Genomic DNA, 14,429 nt, shown 5'->3' with positions numbered 1-14,429 from the left:
TCAGCCGGTTTTGCTTAGGCAAGACCGGTTTTTTCATGTCAATAAGAGGGACGGTTCACAGATAGAAGACTCATTTGAGATACAAGATCATGAAAGGAGGGGGCAGATTGTTTCTCATGAAAAAGGAGATGCTGATACTCATTCATCAGGTTGTCCAGTTCTTGACTATATTTAATTGTCGTCTCACCAGTGTAGCCTTCTGCTTGAGCAGCTTCTACCATCTGTTTTCTCTTCTCATCAATGGACATTAGCAATTGTTCTTTTCTTACATAAATATTCATGATCTCAGCTCCCGCAATGAATTCGACTGTCTATGCTCAAAATGATCCGACACCAAAATTATACTTTATTTGTAAATTAAATTAAATATGCTAATTTTATTTAATTTTTTACAGCCTAAAGACCTCTTACCCAATCATATTTGGGGGTAAACTTCAAATTTGGACAGGACTGACACATGGATTAAACAGAATTTTATCCTATGTAGAAGATCAAAATCAACTATTTTCTTTCTCATTTTATGTCTATTTCCCTAAAAAAAAGCTGATCTTCCGCCTCATGCGGAATGATCAGCTTTTGTCATTAAACCTTTTCTTCCTCGTAAATTGGCACCCAGCCCTCAGTTGTGACAAATATGCGAACGGCAACCACTTTTCGATCCTCTTGAAGTGTAAAATAGTGACGAATATGTGGCGGAACAGAAATTAAATCGCCTGGATTCAGTCTCACGTCAAAAAAGACGCCATCCTTACCTTGAATGGCAAAGATTCCATGTCCGCTTACAATAAAGCGTACTTCGTCATCTGTATGGTGATGCTCACGCTGAAAATTTTGGAGCAGGTCATCTAGGTTTGGTGTGGCGTCAGATAATGAAATCACATCCTGCGCTTTGTATCCTCGTTTTTCAGATATACTCTCGATTTCCTTTTGGAAAACAGTCAAAATCTCTTCCTTTTCCTCATCTGTTAAATCATACTTTTCTGATAATCGGTTTGGCAGCTTTGCAATATCCCAATGCTCATAAATGACCCCTTGGTTTTCTAAATAGGCTGCCACCTCTTGCTCGCTTTCAAGTAATGTGTTCTCTTCGTTATGAATCAAAATCGTCGCCATTTGCTTTTCCTCCTTTTTATGTGACAAGCTGCTTTTGATAAAGCGTTAATTTTAAGTGGTAGCTAAACAAAAATTCATACGCCTCTAATACTCGTTTTGCTTCAGAGGCTGTTTTTCCCCAGACTGTGATGCCGTGATTTCGAATGAGCACAGCTCCTGATTCCGACTCTTCAGTGAGATGCTTTGCAAATTGTGCTGCAAGATGCGGGATATGGGCTGGATTTTCAATAATCGGTAACGACACTTCTGCATCCTCTTCCCAGTAACCAAGCGCTTTGATGATTTCGTTTCCTTTGAAACGAACCTCGCCCCTATCCCCATACAGCTCAGACATCACATTATTATCGATTGTATGAACATGGAGACAGCAGCCTGCATTCGTCTGCTCATACACGTAGTTGTGAAGCAATGTTTCAGCTGATGGTCTAAGCGGTTCGTTCGGATCAACAGGCTTACCTGCTGCATTTACTAAAACAAAGTCTTCATCTGTTTCTTTTCGTTTATCTTTGCCGCTTGCCGTCACCAAAAACGTGATTGGATCATCCGACACCTTGATCGATAAATTGCCGCTTGTTCCATAAAACCAGTCTCTTTGTGCCAGTTCACGTTTGACGTCTGCTAGCTCCTGCCAGCGCTTGCTCTTTGCGTCTGCCATTCCTTCACTTCCTTTATTTGATCAAATTGTGCTTTAAGATCAATAAATGTTTCATACTCTTCATGAACAAGCCCGAGCTCTTTACATTCGTTTAGCAAGTAGTCACGCGCAAATGTGAGATCCGCATGCTTTGCCGCCTCCACATCGGTGACTGAATCTCCAATCATGATAATGAAGTCATTCTCACAGGTCAGCTCTCGAATGATTGACGGCTTGCAGCATCCGCAGCCATTTTGACATTGCGAATCGCAGGCATGCGGCCATTCAATCTGAATATGCTCTTCCCCAAATGACGCATGATTGCAATAAATATCGTCTCGATCCACAATGCCCTCGAGTATGGGATAAACAAAAAAGTCCATCCCGCCGCTTAGCACATAGAAGGGAATATCAGCCTTTTTCACATGATCAACAAATTGCTTGAATCCTTCTCGAATCTCTGTATCTTCTAAAATAAACGATTGAATGGCTTCTTTTTGATCACTCGTCAGTAATTGAAACATCTGCCCGACGCCTTCTTGAATGGTGATCTCCTTTGTGAGAACATCGTCCTTCAGCTTCGTCCATTCACTTGGTGCAAAGTGTTTCATGATGCGAATGATATTATCATTTTTCGTAATGGTTCCATCAAAATCACAACATACAATTGGTTTTTTCATTTATTCTGCTACCCTTCCCCATAGTTCAAGTGCTGCTTTTAAGTCTTGGCAAGAAGCTGCCTTCTCTTGGATCGACTCTCCATGTATCACCGCATCAATGATCGATCGAAATGCTTTCCCTCCGCCGATGGCTCCACGCGGATGTCCGTGAATTCCTCCACCAGCATTTATCACATGATCGAGTCCAAAATCTTTCATCAAAACTGGAACCATTCCAGGATGAATGCCTGCTGACGGAACAGGGAACGTTTTTTGAACCGAATCCTCTTTTACACAAGCTTCATAGATTCCAAAGGCATCTTTTTTCGGAAGTGCGACCGACCCATACGGTGAGGGAAAAAGACTCAAATCAGCGCCTGCATATCGATTTAATTTACCTAAAAGAAGTGAATGGGAGAATCCATATTCGTGCGATGTTGTCAGAGCGCCGCTTACTGCGGGATGGGCCATAATAGGCAATCGAATATCTGGATCCTCAGCTAAGCTTTGCATGACATCTAACCCGTAGGCAAAAACATTGAATAAGAGTGCATCTGCTCCAAGCTCAGCTGCCTTTCTTGCTCGATCCTTTAGTTCAAAGGTTCTGCCTGTTAAATTAACGGCATATAGCGTTCGGTGCCCTGTCTCTTCATATGTTTCTTTTAATATCTTTTTTCCTTCTTTGATTCGTTCTTCAAAAGGGGCTAGTGGGCTCTCAAATAAAATTTCATCGTCTTTGATAAAGTCAACGCCGCCTAATGCTTGTAAACGGAGCTGTTCTTTTAAATCTGCCATATCACGGCCAATGACACCTTTAAAAATACTCATCAACAAAGGTCGATCAAACACGCCTACTTTTTTTCGTATGCCATCAATTCCAAATACCGGTCCTGGCAGACTTCTTTTAAATCGATCCGAGAATTGAATGTCGATTAGCTTCACTTTTCCATCTAGTGAAAGCTTTCCAAAGATCGTCGTCAAAACGGCCGGAATATCCGCTGAAAAGTTAGCCTCAGGATAAGCAATGGTCACCTCAGATTGATATAGGCCATTTTCGGCTAGAGCAAACTTTTCTGATACCTTTTCCACCCGGCCTTTATGCTTTTGAAGCTGCTCTTTTTTGAGCTGCGGCAAATCCGTCCATGATCCAACTGTTAAACCAAGTGCGATCTGCTCCGCTTTTCGGTTTACTTGTTCATCCTCTCGATGTGTTAATACGTATGTTGCCAGTAATTCACTCACTAGGAATCCCCTTTCGATTGCGTCATGCATATGGTCAATAAAAAAACCTCTCCAAGTGCTTTATCAGCGCCTTAAAGAGGTTGTTTCGTGTCATTCATCCGAATCTTATCTCTCAGCGCTTGCTGCAAGAATTAGCACCGTGCTTCATGGAAGTCGGTTGCCGGGCTTCATTGGGCTAGTCCCTCTGCCTACTCTTGATAAGAATATTCAATTTTCTTAAATATTGTCTGAATTATCGCACCGTTTATTCATGTTGTCAATGGCTTATTTTCAAACAGATTCAAGGCATCGATTCGCCGAGCGGCTTCTTTTAACCGCTCCTCATTTGTTAAAAGTCCTACTCTCACGTATCCTTCACCGTGAGTACCAAACCCATTCCCCGGCGCCACAACCACATGTGCTCTCTCTAATAATACGCCAGCAAAAGATTCAGATGTATATCCTTCTGGCACCTTTAGCCAAGCAAAAAACGACCCCTTTGGTGCAGTGACCTCCCAGCCAATCTCCTTGCAGGCAGCAATCCACACATTTCGCCGATTCTCATATCGATCATTTTGCACCTGTACGCACGTTTGGTCGCTTAACAAAGCTTCCGCTGCCGCATCTTGAGTGGCTTTGAACAGTGAAACAAACAGGTGATCCTGATAAAGCTCAATCGCTTCAATAACAGACGGATTTCCTGCTGCAAAACCTACTCTCCAGCCGGCCATATTATACGTTTTAGACAATGTGTATATTTCAATTCCTGTCTCTTTCGCTCCATCTGTTTGCAAAAAGCTGATTGGCTTTTCCCCATCAAACCCAATGCCGCCATAGGCAAAATCATGGACAACACAGAGCTTGTGATCTTTTGCAAATGTAACGGTTTCTTCAAAAAATGAACGGCTTGCCGTGGCACCTGTCGGATTGTTGGGATAATTTAAATACATCAACTTTGCTTTTTTCTTAACATCCTCAGGCAACCTGTCATAGTCAGGTAAAAAATCATTTTGTTCAAGAAGCGGCATCGTCACCATCTGAGCTCCAGCAAGCACGGCACCTGACCAATAATCAGGATAACCTGGGTCTGGAACAAGGAGCGTGTCACCCGGATTCAGCAGGCATTGTGGCAGCTCTACAAGCCCTGCTTTCCCGCCAAATAAAATCGCAATTTCCGTCATCGGATCAAGCGTGACACCATATTCTCTTTCATAAAAGGCAGCGGCAGCCTTTTTTAATTTCGCTGTTCCGCGGAATGACGAGTATTGATGATTTTCAGGTTTTAATACCGCTTCCTGCATGGCTTTTACAATGTGTGCGGGAGTTGGCTGGTCAGGATTTCCCTGCCCTAAATTAATAATATCAGCGCCTTCCTGCACTTTTTTCTGGACCTTTTGGACAAGGGATGCAAAAAATTGTGTCGGTAATTGTTTCAATACATCTGATTGCTGGAATTCCATTTTTTTCACCTTCTATTCAAGTTACGTAGCAATACAAACACTGTAATGGATTGTTTTACGAATTGTAAAGCAATTTTGAAAAAGGATTGACATGTGAAGCGCAGCTCTGATAATATCTTGAATTAAGAAATGCAAACAGACACGAGACAATTACATATTGATTTCTCTTATCGAGAGTTGGGCGAGGGATTTGGCCTTTTGACCCCAACAGCAACCGACCGTTAATACCACTGTGAAGTGGGGCGCAGCAAGTAAGCGCCAAGACAATCGTCTTATAGGGCACGGTGCTAATTCCATCAGACGTATGTGCTGAGAGATAAGAGAGGCTTTGAGCATACACACTATCAAGCCTCTTTCTCTCAGGAGAAAGAGGCTTTTTTATATGATTTGGAGGGGAAGCAATTGGTTACACTTACGGCATCATATGAAGAATTAACAGAAAGCTCGGCAGTTGCACTCGCAATTAGACTTGGCTTGATCCAAGAAAGTAGTCATTTGACATGTACGGAAATCGGGGACGGGAATTTAAATTACGTCTTTCATATTTTTGATCATAAACAAGAAAAAGGTTTGATCATCAAGCAGGCACTGCCCTACGCCAAGGTGGTCGGAGAGAGCTGGCCGCTTACATTAGACCGTGCGAGAATCGAAAGTACTGCCCTGATCAAGCAGTCAGAGTATACACCGCACCTCGTACCAGCAGTCTATTATTCAGATACAGCTCTTGCTGTGACGGCAATGGAGGATCTATCACACCTCGAAATCGTCAGAAAAGGGCTAATTGCCGGAAAACAATATCCGCATTTATCCGATCATGTCGGAGAATTTTTAGGAAAAACACTTTTTTACACTTCTGACTTTGCCACAAATCCTAAAATTAAAAAACAATTTGTGAAGCAATTTACGAATCCGGACCTTTGTGACATTACCGAAAAGCTCGTCTTCACAGATCCTTTCTTTGATAGCGGCACAAATGATTTCGAAGAAGAATTAAGAGAAGCTGCCGAAGCGCTTTGGGCAGATCTTGAAGTGCAGGCAAAAGCAGCTGAATTGAAGCTTATTTTCCTGACATCTGCCGAAACACTTGTTCATGGAGATCTTCATACAGGCAGTATTTTTGCAAGTGAGACGGAAACAAAAATCATTGATCCAGAATTCGCTTTTTATGGTCCCTTCGGATTCGATATCGGTCACTTTATCGCTAACCTGTTCCTGAATGCTTTGTCTCGTGAGAATGAACATGATCAGCAGCACCTTTTTGCCCATGTCGTCAATGTATGGGCAACATTCAAAGAAGTGTTCGCAAAAGCTTGGAAAGAAGACAGCATTGAAGCGTTTAGTGTATCTGACAGTTTTTTAGAAACAACCTTTAACCGTATTTTAAAAGAAGCGACAGGCTTTGCAGGCTGTGAACTTGTCCGCCGAACGATTGGCCTTGCTCATGCCGCTGATCTCGATGCGATTCCATCACCATCTAAACGGATTCAGCAGAAAAAAGCAGCACTTACGCTCGGAAAAACATTCATCAAACAATATCATGCAGTGGAAACAGCGTCTGACCTCGTCGCATTATTCCAGCAATCTGTAAAGGAGTGACGGGTTTTGTCTAAAGAATTTGAAGTCCCCCGTTCTGTCGAATGGGAAGAAAACTATATTAACATTTTGAATCAGCAAAAATTACCGGCAGAAACTGAGTTTGAGCATCTATATACAAAAGAAGACGTGTATGATGCCATTGTCACGTTAAAAGTGCGGGGAGCACCTGCCATTGGCATTACAGCAGCTTTTGGACTGGCGCTCAGTGCCCAAGACATTGAGACAGAAGAAATTGATGTGTTTAGACAAGAAGTCATTCAGATAAAAGAATATTTAAACAGTGCTCGTCCAACCGCTGTGAATCTAGCCTGGGCATTAGAGCGATTGTTGCAGCGCATTGATCGTGCAGCTTCGGTCAATGCAGCCAAAACAGACCTTGTCCATGAGGCCATTCAAATTCAAATTGAAGATGAAGAAACATGCAGACAAATCGGTCAAAATGCACTCCAGCTCTTTAAATCGGGTGATCGGATTATGACCATTTGCAATGCAGGCTCCATCGCCACGAGCCGGTACGGAACAGCCCTTGCTCCATTTTATTTAGCCAAAAAGAAAAATCTCGACCTTCACATTTATGCCTGTGAAACACGCCCTGTTCTCCAAGGGGCTAGGCTGACAACATGGGAACTCATGCAAGGCGGCGTAGATGTGACGCTCATTACAGATAACATGGCAGCCCATACGATGAAAGAAAAACAAATTTCTGCAGTCATTGTTGGAGCTGATCGCATTGCCCGTAATGGAGATACGGCGAACAAGATTGGCACGTTAAGTCTCGCCATTTTAGCCAAGCATTTTCAAATTCCGTTTTTTATAGCTGCACCGCTTTCTACCTTTGATATCTCAACCAAAAACGGGGCAGATATTCCAATAGAAGAGCGTGACCCGCTGGAAGTAAAGGAATTAAACGGCGTCCAAATTGCACCACCTGATGTTCAGGTATTCAATCCCGCCTTTGATGTCACTCCTCACCATCTCATTTCAGGGATCATTACAGAGAAAGGGATTATTACGTCGAACTATACAGAAGAGATTGATGCTCTGTTCACTGAAAGCATCTCACTCTGATCATAAAAAAAGCGCCGTGTACTTCTTATTTAAGAGCACCGCGCTTTTTTATTTCATTCGTTTTTGCTAAAATTTCTTTTTTCTGTTCTTCTGTCAAAACCTTCATTTTGACACATAGTGATGTGACGGCATACATTTTATTCTTTTTGTCCCAAAACATTCCCTAGCGCCCTCCTTTTTCCCTCAACCAACTTTTTTAGCTTAATAAAAGGATATGTCGCATGGAAAACATTTGGAACAGGTCAATCGATTTATTTTTGAACAAATGGGATACCTTCTAATTCAAGCAGAATCGCTTTTATATCTGTCTTCGTTCCTGCATAGCCCGTCAGAGAACGGTCTTTTCCAATCACTCTGTGACAGGGAATAAAAATAGGTAATGCATTGCGTCTGTTGGCTTGTCCAATGGCTCTCACAGCCTTTGGGTTACCAATCGCTTTTGCAATGTCTGCATAACTTTTTGTTTCACCATACGGAATAGTCGAAAGTGCTTCCCACACTTGCTCTTGAAACGAAGTTCCCTTTTGCTTGAGCGGGAGATCGAATACTTGGCGCTCACCCTTGAAATATTCATCTAGCTGCTTTTTTGCTTGTTGTAATACAGACGTTTCTTCTTCTTTTAAATTGGATGCTTGCTTTTTTGCTAAAAACGGCTCATCATCAAACATCACTTCGATGATGGCATCGTCTTTTTCTAGTATGTATAGTGCCCCAATTGGTGCGTGATAGACGGTATAATACACATTAATGCTCTCCTTCTTGTTTCTTCTGCCTCAGTGGCAGCGTGAGATGGAAGACGGTTCCTACCCCTTCCTCACTTTCTACCTCAATCGTTCCTTGATGCTCTTCAATAATTTTATAACTAACCATTAAGCCAAGTCCAGTTCCTCTTTCTTTTGTCGTATAAAATGGTTCCCCTAGACGCCTCAGCTTGTCCTCTGCCATTCCGCACCCTTCATCCCGCAGTGAAATGACAATATGCTCTTCGCCCTTCCGCTGAATGCTCACATAGACATTTCCTTTTCTCGGCATGACTTCAATTGCATTTTTTAAAATGTTAATAAAGACTTGTTTTAATTGGTTTTGTTCACAATAAATGAGCGGAATCTCATCAATCACATTGAGATGCATTTGAACGTTGCCAAGATTCGCCTGTGCGTGCAACAGATCCATCGTGTCTTTCACAATTTGCACCACATTTTTTTCTTCAAATACGATGGCTTGCGGCTTTGCTAAAATCAAAAATTCGGTGATGATCGATTCAATTCTTTTCAGCTCTGAAGTGATGACATTGAAATAGAGCGAATACTCCCCTTCTATATTTCCTTTTAGCAGCTGAATGAAGCCTTTTAATGCTGTCATCGGGTTTCTAATTTCATGCGCAATTCCAGCGGCAAGCTCTCCGACCACATGAAGGGTATCTGATTTTCTCACCCGTTCTTCTAATTCCTTCCGCTCTGTCACATCTCTAAAGATCGCCAAATTCATATTATGAATGATGTTGCGTTTAAAAGAGAATTCCAATATCCGCTGATCTGGGTGGTTCAGCACAAATGGCACTTCATTGTCCATTTCATCTAATGACATCGCCTGGGCAGGCTGTGCCAAATGTTCAATTTGATAAGGCGCAAGGATATGGAAAAGGTTCATTTCCGTTAAATGATCACTTTTCAATCCTAGTAGCTCGCTTGCGGATGGATTGACTTCGATAATGCGGTATTGGTTATCAAACAGAACAATGCCGTCCATTGATCCATTAAATACTTTACGGAATTTGAGCTCACTTTCGCGCAGCTCCTCCTCCATCCTTTTTCGATCACTCACATTACGTAAAATGGTTAAGTGCTGTCCTTCTAATACCGTATGCTTTGATGTAAACTCGAGCTCTTTAAACTGACCATTTGCCATTCTGAACAAAAGCTCTTCCCTTATTTCATGATTCCGAATATATCGTCTTCTAGTCGATCTATATCTCTGATCAGATTTCACGAGAAAGTCTGTGAGTTTCTTGCCAATCAGTGAATGCATAGGCAATTCAAAAATGCGGCAGGCTGATTCATTGGCTCTCACAATCTCTCCATCATCCGCCCATATGATGATCGCATCCATTGCATTTTCAAAAATTTCTCTAAAGCGTTCCTCACTTTTTAACAGCTTTTCTTCCATTAACCTTTTTTCTGTAATATCCCTCATGATCGACATATAAAAACCACTCATCACATTTGATGTAATGGTGAGCTCGAATAATTTGTACTGGCCAGATTGAAGGGTAACGGGAAGTTCTCCCTTGGCTTTCCCTGTTTCTTTAAGTGACGTTAAAAGGTGCTGTAAGGATGGAAGATTTTCTTCGTCGACAAATTCATGTAAATAGCGATCGGTTAAATCAGTCTTTTGCAGCTCAAAGCTCTGACAAAAAGAATGATTCGCATCAATCATGCAGCCATCCTGATCAAAAATGACCATCCCGTCAATGGCTCGGTCAAACAAATCTTTGAACAGCTGCTCATTCATGGAGCGTTCTCGTTCTAATATTTTCTTTGAGGAAATATCTCGCATGACGACAATATATTGCTGATTCATGGTGTCGTGCTCTGCGACAAATTCAATGTATTTTGTTTCACCATTTTCCAGCTGAATGGAGATTTCTCTTTTTAACGTACCTTTTCGAAAAAATAGATCGAGTGAGCATTCAATTTTATCTTTCGGGATGCCGTAAAGGAAATCTAGAACGGATTTATTGAGGAGGTCTTCTTTCGGTGTCTGTACAAGCCTGCATGTTGCTTCATTGGCTTGGATGATGTTGAGGTGTTGATCAAATATGAAAATGGCATCTAACGTCTTATTTAACAGCATTTTTTGCTGCATCAACTCTGTTCGCAAATATTCGTTCTCTTTTTCTAATTTTCTGATATCTTCTGCGCCATCGAGCGTTTCAGTCATTCTCTTACACTCCTTTTCCAGCCTCATTCCTCTACAATATTTCTACAATATTTTCATTGTTCCTTCATTCGACTCATAAAAAAAGATAACTTTTTACACGAAGACTGTCTCATTTATTTCATTTGGATGACAGGATCGAACCTCGATTCTCTTTTCTTACGCTTCTTTTACAGCCGTTCTACAATTTCACATCAAATAGCGAAATGAGCCAAAATGTATTTTAAAATGGGGCAAATACGGGAACAGTGCACTTAGAACATTTATGTTTAAAATCGAGCAGGAAAGGTGATGTTATGGCATCTTCACGAGATAGTTATTTTGATAATGCGAAATTTCTTCTGATTTTTCTAGTTGTTTTTGGTCATTTGTTACGATCATTCATTCATGATAATGATTGGATGCTTTATTTATACAAATTTATTTATACTTTTCATATGCCTGCCTTTATTTTGGTTTCCGGCTTCTTTGCAAAAGGGTTTAGAAAGCCAGGTTTTATGAAAAAAGTTGCTATTAAGCTGATCATCCCATATTTCATTTTTCAGGTGATCTATTCCGTTTACTATTATCTCTTGCAGGATCAAAGCATGGCCAATTTAAATCCAATTGATCCGCAATGGTCTTTATGGTTTTTAATTAGTTTATTCTTTTGGAATTTGCTGCTCATTCCTTTTTCTAAACTGCCATTTCACTGGGCGATGATCGTCAGTTTGTCGATTGCGTTACTTGTCGGTTACGTGGACAGTATTAGCAATACGCTGAGCTTATCGCGTACGTTTGTCTTTTTGCCGATGTTTTTAGCTGGCTTCTATTTAAAAAAGCAGCATTTTGAATTCATCCGTACAAGTAAAGGAAAGCTGTCAGCACTTCTTGTATTAATGGCTGTATTCTTGTTTTGCTATTTCTATGAATTTGATTATTCCTTCTTATTTGGATCACAGTCATATGCTTCTCTTGGTGATGAGGGAGTGATTGCGGCAATGAAACGAATGGCATGGTATCTGCTTGCATTCGGCGCTACATTCAGCTTCTTTGCTTTAGTGCCAACACGCCGTTTCTTCTTTACAAAATGGGGCACAAGAACGTTATATGTGTATTTATTACATGGCTTTGTCATTAAGCTGCTTAGAACGACTTGGTTTGATGACTGGGCCTTGAATGCAGCAAGTGTGGTCATGTTATTGCTGCTGACCATTCTGTTAACCTTTACCCTGTCTAGCACCTTTGTTAAAACCGTTGCACAGCCAGTGATTGAGCTCAAAATGACCAATCTCATGCGTACAATCACCGGCAGGCAGGGCAGTTATAGCAAATAAAAAACGATCCCGCACGGATCGTTTTTTCTATTTTTCATTCATGTGTCCATTGTGACATTCAGCATCTTTCTTAGGCTTTACAAGCGTATCAATCCATTTGCTGCTGTTGATATCTCCAAGCTCACTGCCAAATTCCTCTTCTAAGATATCTGGGTCCATTGGCTTTTTATGGTCTTTCATGTCCTTGCTTTTTACATGCTTCTTAGTCACGAGATCCTCCCCCTTGTTTCCCTTTATGAGAATTTCGGTTTGCTTGACGATCTCTTGAATGTTCATCAAATTGCGTTTTTCCTTGATCATGTGCCATGCTTTCTGTCGGTGTCATATTATTTGTCAGTGCTTCATTTTTCGCTGCTTTTCTTTTCATCTGAAATCAGTCCTTTTTTGACATATTTAGTTCTTCTCTTAATTGGTCTAGAAGTTCCTTCATTTGTTTGACCGTCACCGGCTTTTCCTCTGGCTTTAACTCATAGCCGATTTGTCCATTGGCTTCTAGGGTGGCTTTTTTGAGACTGCTGATGTCTGTAATGCCTTGCTGCTTTAAGCGCATTTTGAATTCATCCCTTGTGAGCCGCGTTTTCTTAAGTTTGTGATCAAGCATTTCTCCATCCTGCAAAATGACCACAGATTTCCCTGAAACCAATTTTTCAAAGAAATCAGATTGGATAGACAATTTTTCCATGATGACGAGTGCAATGATAAATGTAGCGGCGGCATAAATCGTTTCAAGTAAATTGTGCTCAATAAAGGGTTGGATAATAATCGATCCGATTGAAATCATGATCACTGTTTGTTGAACAGTTAATTGACTAATGGATTTAGGCCCTGCTATTCTCAGCAGCAAGGTACCAACTAGCAGCATGACAATTGCTTTCCATATTACATCCAGCACGTCTCGTTCACCTCTTACCTATAGATTGCGAACATCCCATGTGATTTAGCCAGTTAGATAATGGAAATAAAAAAACAGCATTCGCTCGGAATGCTGTTTAGCCGATGATGACGCGCTCTTTCGGATAATGATAATTCGCTTCGCTTTCTCTTCGGCCAATTAAATATAAGAAGCTTGGAATGCCGATCCGTCCAATAAACATGACGACCATAATGATACATTTACCGAACACCGTAAGGTCCGAGGTGATTCCTAGCGATAGCCCTGTTGTTCCGAATGCAGAGCAAACTTCAAATAAATTTTCTAGAAGTGTATTATGCTCGGATAAGGATAACAGGAACGTAGCGCCAAACACCAAAATAAAAGCCATCATCGTCACCATCAAGGATTTGTTAATATCCGCTTGATGAAGCTCTCTTTTGAAAATTTTAATGGACTTATTTCCCCTAGCAAAATGAAACAGTGCGAGTAAATTCAGGGCAAACGTAGTTGTTCGAATTCCGCCTCCCACAGAGCTTGGGGAAGCCCCGATAAACATAAGCATACATAGAAATAAAAGGGTCGGTTCTGTCAGCTGGGTAATATCTAATGTTGTCAAACCCCCACTTCTTGTTGCGGTCGATTGGAAAAAAGAATAAAACAAGATTTCGTGCCAGCTTTTCCCTAGGAAGCTGAACCCGGCTTCAAGTGCATATACGCCAATCGCTCCAACAACGACAAGACCGCCAAACGTAATCGTTGTGATTTTTGTAAACAATGAAAACGATGCGTGCTTTCGGTCCTGATTAAATAAATAATCCTTTACTTCGACGAGCACAGGAAAGCCAATCGCTCCAAAGATGATCAGCAGCATCGTAATAAATTGGACAAAATAATCATCTTTGTAAGGGATGAGCGAGTTCCCTGTAATATCGAAGCCCCCATTGGTGGTCGCACTAATACTTGAGAAGAAGCCATGCAAGAATGCTCCTTGCACATCGTAATATTTGAGAAAATACATGCTTAAAATCAGACCGCCTAAAAACTCAATGAGCAAAATTAAATATAAGACCTGCTTCATTAATTTCACAATACCTGATAAATTGCTCTGGTTTTGATCTGCCATGATGAGCTTTCTTTCTTTAATCCCAATCCTTTTTCGCATGACAATCCACACAAAGGTACCGAGCGTCATAATGCCGATACCTCCGATTTGCAGGACAAACGCAAGGATCCACATACCTGCCACACTAAATGTTTGCGAGGTATCAACGACAGTGAGTCCTGTGACACTTACCGCACTCACCGCCGTAAATAAAGCATCAATAAATGTCCATTTCACTCCCTCTTGATGAGCCACTGGGAGGCTGAGAAGAATAAGTGATACGGTTACAGCAAGAAAATAATAGAGGGCAATCAGCTGAAATGCTGACAGCCGGTCAATTAGCTTTTTGATAGGATTCATTGTCATTCCTTCTTTTATCTATCTTTTCGAATACTTTATCATTTTAATGAAAAGAGACATGATTTTAAAGATATTTTATGCTTTATTTT

The 14,429-nt window shown here is 41.2% G+C and carries 16 protein-coding genes and 2 riboswitches; of the genes, 3 read left to right on the top strand and 13 right to left on the bottom strand.

Going from position 1 to position 14,429, the window contains the following annotated elements; genetic code table 11:
• Positions 1 to 38: 38 nt before the first annotated feature.
• The 6 genes from MHH54_RS06605 to MHH54_RS06580 all read right to left on the bottom strand — a co-directional run bounded on the left by MHH54_RS06605 (position 39) and on the right by MHH54_RS06580 (position 5,087).
• Positions 39 to 281 (bottom strand): aspartyl-phosphate phosphatase Spo0E family protein, encoded by a 243-nt coding sequence (locus MHH54_RS06605; RefSeq protein WP_003211198.1) that lies wholly within the window; start codon positions 279 to 281, stop codon positions 39 to 41.
• A gap of 301 nt (positions 282 to 582) precedes the next feature.
• Positions 583 to 1,113 (bottom strand): cupin domain-containing protein, encoded by a 531-nt coding sequence (locus MHH54_RS06600; RefSeq protein WP_003210925.1) that lies wholly within the window; start codon positions 1,111 to 1,113, stop codon positions 583 to 585.
• A gap of 16 nt (positions 1,114 to 1,129) precedes the next feature.
• Positions 1,130 to 1,768 (bottom strand): methylthioribulose 1-phosphate dehydratase, encoded by a 639-nt coding sequence (locus MHH54_RS06595; protein WP_003210888.1) that lies wholly within the window; start codon positions 1,766 to 1,768, stop codon positions 1,130 to 1,132.
• Positions 1,732 to 2,427: a 2-hydroxy-3-keto-5-methylthiopentenyl-1-phosphate phosphatase gene (locus MHH54_RS06590; RefSeq protein ID WP_003211553.1), complete on the bottom strand. Its 696-nt coding sequence runs from the start codon at positions 2,425 to 2,427 to the stop codon at positions 1,732 to 1,734. The genes MHH54_RS06595 and MHH54_RS06590 overlap by 37 nt, the downstream gene beginning before the upstream one ends.
• Positions 2,428 to 3,678 (bottom strand): 2,3-diketo-5-methylthiopentyl-1-phosphate enolase, encoded by a 1,251-nt coding sequence (gene mtnW / locus MHH54_RS06585; RefSeq protein WP_342500805.1) that lies wholly within the window; start codon positions 3,676 to 3,678, stop codon positions 2,428 to 2,430.
• 72 nt (positions 3,679 to 3,750) lie between these two features.
• Positions 3,751 to 3,852: riboswitch (SAM riboswitch) on the bottom strand.
• A gap of 44 nt (positions 3,853 to 3,896) precedes the next feature.
• Positions 3,897 to 5,087 carry a pyridoxal phosphate-dependent aminotransferase gene (locus tag MHH54_RS06580; RefSeq protein WP_342500804.1) on the bottom strand — a complete coding sequence of 397 codons (1,191 nt, stop codon included), beginning with the start codon at positions 5,085 to 5,087 and terminating at the stop codon, positions 3,897 to 3,899.
• Between the two features lie 164 nt (positions 5,088 to 5,251).
• A riboswitch (SAM riboswitch) is annotated at positions 5,252 to 5,410 on the top strand.
• Positions 5,411 to 5,489: 79 nt separating this feature from the next.
• Here MHH54_RS06580 and mtnK point away from each other — a divergent pair.
• A complete protein-coding gene (gene mtnK, locus MHH54_RS06575) occupies positions 5,490 to 6,683 on the top strand; it encodes an S-methyl-5-thioribose kinase (protein WP_342500803.1) in 1,194 nt (397 codons plus the stop codon).
• A gap of 6 nt (positions 6,684 to 6,689) precedes the next feature.
• A complete protein-coding gene (gene mtnA / locus MHH54_RS06570) occupies positions 6,690 to 7,751 on the top strand; it encodes an S-methyl-5-thioribose-1-phosphate isomerase (RefSeq protein WP_106035826.1) in 1,062 nt (353 codons plus the stop codon).
• A 25-nt stretch (positions 7,752 to 7,776) separates the two neighbouring features.
• Here mtnA and MHH54_RS06565 read toward each other — a convergent pair whose 3' ends face one another.
• From MHH54_RS06565 to MHH54_RS06555, 3 genes are all read right to left on the bottom strand, one after another.
• Entirely contained in the window at positions 7,777 to 7,911 is a 135-nt protein-coding gene (locus MHH54_RS06565; protein ID WP_003211599.1) for a hypothetical protein, read from the bottom strand.
• A gap of 91 nt (positions 7,912 to 8,002) precedes the next feature.
• Positions 8,003 to 8,494, bottom strand: coding sequence for a methylated-DNA--[protein]-cysteine S-methyltransferase (locus MHH54_RS06560; protein WP_342500802.1), 492 nt, complete (start codon positions 8,492 to 8,494; stop codon positions 8,003 to 8,005).
• A gap of 1 nt (position 8,495) precedes the next feature.
• The gene (locus tag MHH54_RS06555) at positions 8,496 to 10,691 is read right to left on the bottom strand and encodes a PAS domain S-box protein (RefSeq protein ID WP_335365035.1); all 2,196 of its coding nucleotides are present in this window, start codon (positions 10,689 to 10,691) and stop codon (positions 8,496 to 8,498) included.
• Between the two features lie 293 nt (positions 10,692 to 10,984).
• On the opposite strand from MHH54_RS06555, the gene MHH54_RS06550 reads away from it, so the two are divergent.
• Entirely contained in the window at positions 10,985 to 12,004 is a 1,020-nt protein-coding gene (locus tag MHH54_RS06550) for an acyltransferase family protein (RefSeq protein ID WP_003212122.1), read from the top strand.
• Between the two features lie 27 nt (positions 12,005 to 12,031).
• Here MHH54_RS06550 and MHH54_RS06545 read toward each other — a convergent pair whose 3' ends face one another.
• The 4 genes from MHH54_RS06545 to MHH54_RS06530 form a co-directional block, all read right to left on the bottom strand.
• The gene (locus MHH54_RS06545) at positions 12,032 to 12,214 is read right to left on the bottom strand and encodes a hypothetical protein (RefSeq protein WP_003211111.1); all 183 of its coding nucleotides are present in this window, start codon (positions 12,212 to 12,214) and stop codon (positions 12,032 to 12,034) included.
• Positions 12,207 to 12,371: a hypothetical protein gene (locus MHH54_RS06540; RefSeq protein WP_095117787.1), complete on the bottom strand. Its 165-nt coding sequence runs from the start codon at positions 12,369 to 12,371 to the stop codon at positions 12,207 to 12,209. Before MHH54_RS06540 ends, MHH54_RS06545 begins: the two co-directional genes overlap by 8 nt.
• Before the next feature lie 6 nt (positions 12,372 to 12,377).
• The gene (locus MHH54_RS06535; RefSeq protein ID WP_003211987.1) at positions 12,378 to 12,896 is read right to left on the bottom strand and encodes a YetF domain-containing protein; all 519 of its coding nucleotides are present in this window, start codon (positions 12,894 to 12,896) and stop codon (positions 12,378 to 12,380) included.
• A 97-nt stretch (positions 12,897 to 12,993) separates the two neighbouring features.
• Positions 12,994 to 14,340, bottom strand: a complete 1,347-nt coding sequence (locus MHH54_RS06530) for a TrkH family potassium uptake protein (protein ID WP_342500801.1) — start codon at positions 14,338 to 14,340, stop codon at positions 12,994 to 12,996.
• Positions 14,341 to 14,429: the final 89 nt, after the last annotated feature.

The organism is Bacillus sp. FSL K6-4563, assembly GCF_038630405.1.
GTDB classification, from domain to species: domain Bacteria; phylum Bacillota; class Bacilli; order Bacillales; family Bacillaceae; genus Bacillus; species Bacillus pumilus.
The sequence above is the reverse complement of the archived record's forward strand: the minus strand, read 5'-3'. Positions and strand labels throughout refer to the sequence as shown.

Bases quoted from the DNA above. Each gene is read 5' to 3' on its own strand.
- MHH54_RS06595 (WP_003210888.1), bottom strand. From the start codon at position 1,768: ATGGCAGACGCAAAGAGCAAGCGCTGGCAGGAGCTAGCAGACGTCAAA.
- mtnW (WP_342500805.1), bottom strand. From the start codon at position 3,678: ATGCATGACGCAATCGAAAGGGGATTCCTAGTGAGTGAATTACTGGCA.
- MHH54_RS06600 (WP_003210925.1), bottom strand. From the start codon at position 1,113: ATGGCGACGATTTTGATTCATAACGAAGAGAACACATTACTTGAAAGC.
- MHH54_RS06555 (WP_335365035.1), bottom strand. From the start codon at position 10,691: ATGACTGAAACGCTCGATGGCGCAGAAGATATCAGAAAATTAGAAAAA.
- MHH54_RS06530 (WP_342500801.1), bottom strand. From the start codon at position 14,340: ATGAATCCTATCAAAAAGCTAATTGACCGGCTGTCAGCATTTCAGCTG.
- MHH54_RS06540 (WP_095117787.1), bottom strand. From the start codon at position 12,371: ATGAAAAGAAAAGCAGCGAAAAATGAAGCACTGACAAATAATATGACA.
- MHH54_RS06590 (WP_003211553.1), bottom strand. From the start codon at position 2,427: ATGAAAAAACCAATTGTATGTTGTGATTTTGATGGAACCATTACGAAA.
- MHH54_RS06565 (WP_003211599.1), bottom strand. From the start codon at position 7,911: ATGTTTTGGGACAAAAAGAATAAAATGTATGCCGTCACATCACTATGT.
- MHH54_RS06580 (WP_342500804.1), bottom strand. From the start codon at position 5,087: ATGGAATTCCAGCAATCAGATGTATTGAAACAATTACCGACACAATTT.
- MHH54_RS06605 (WP_003211198.1), bottom strand. From the start codon at position 281: ATGAATATTTATGTAAGAAAAGAACAATTGCTAATGTCCATTGATGAG.
- MHH54_RS06550 (WP_003212122.1), top strand. From the start codon at position 10,985: ATGGCATCTTCACGAGATAGTTATTTTGATAATGCGAAATTTCTTCTG.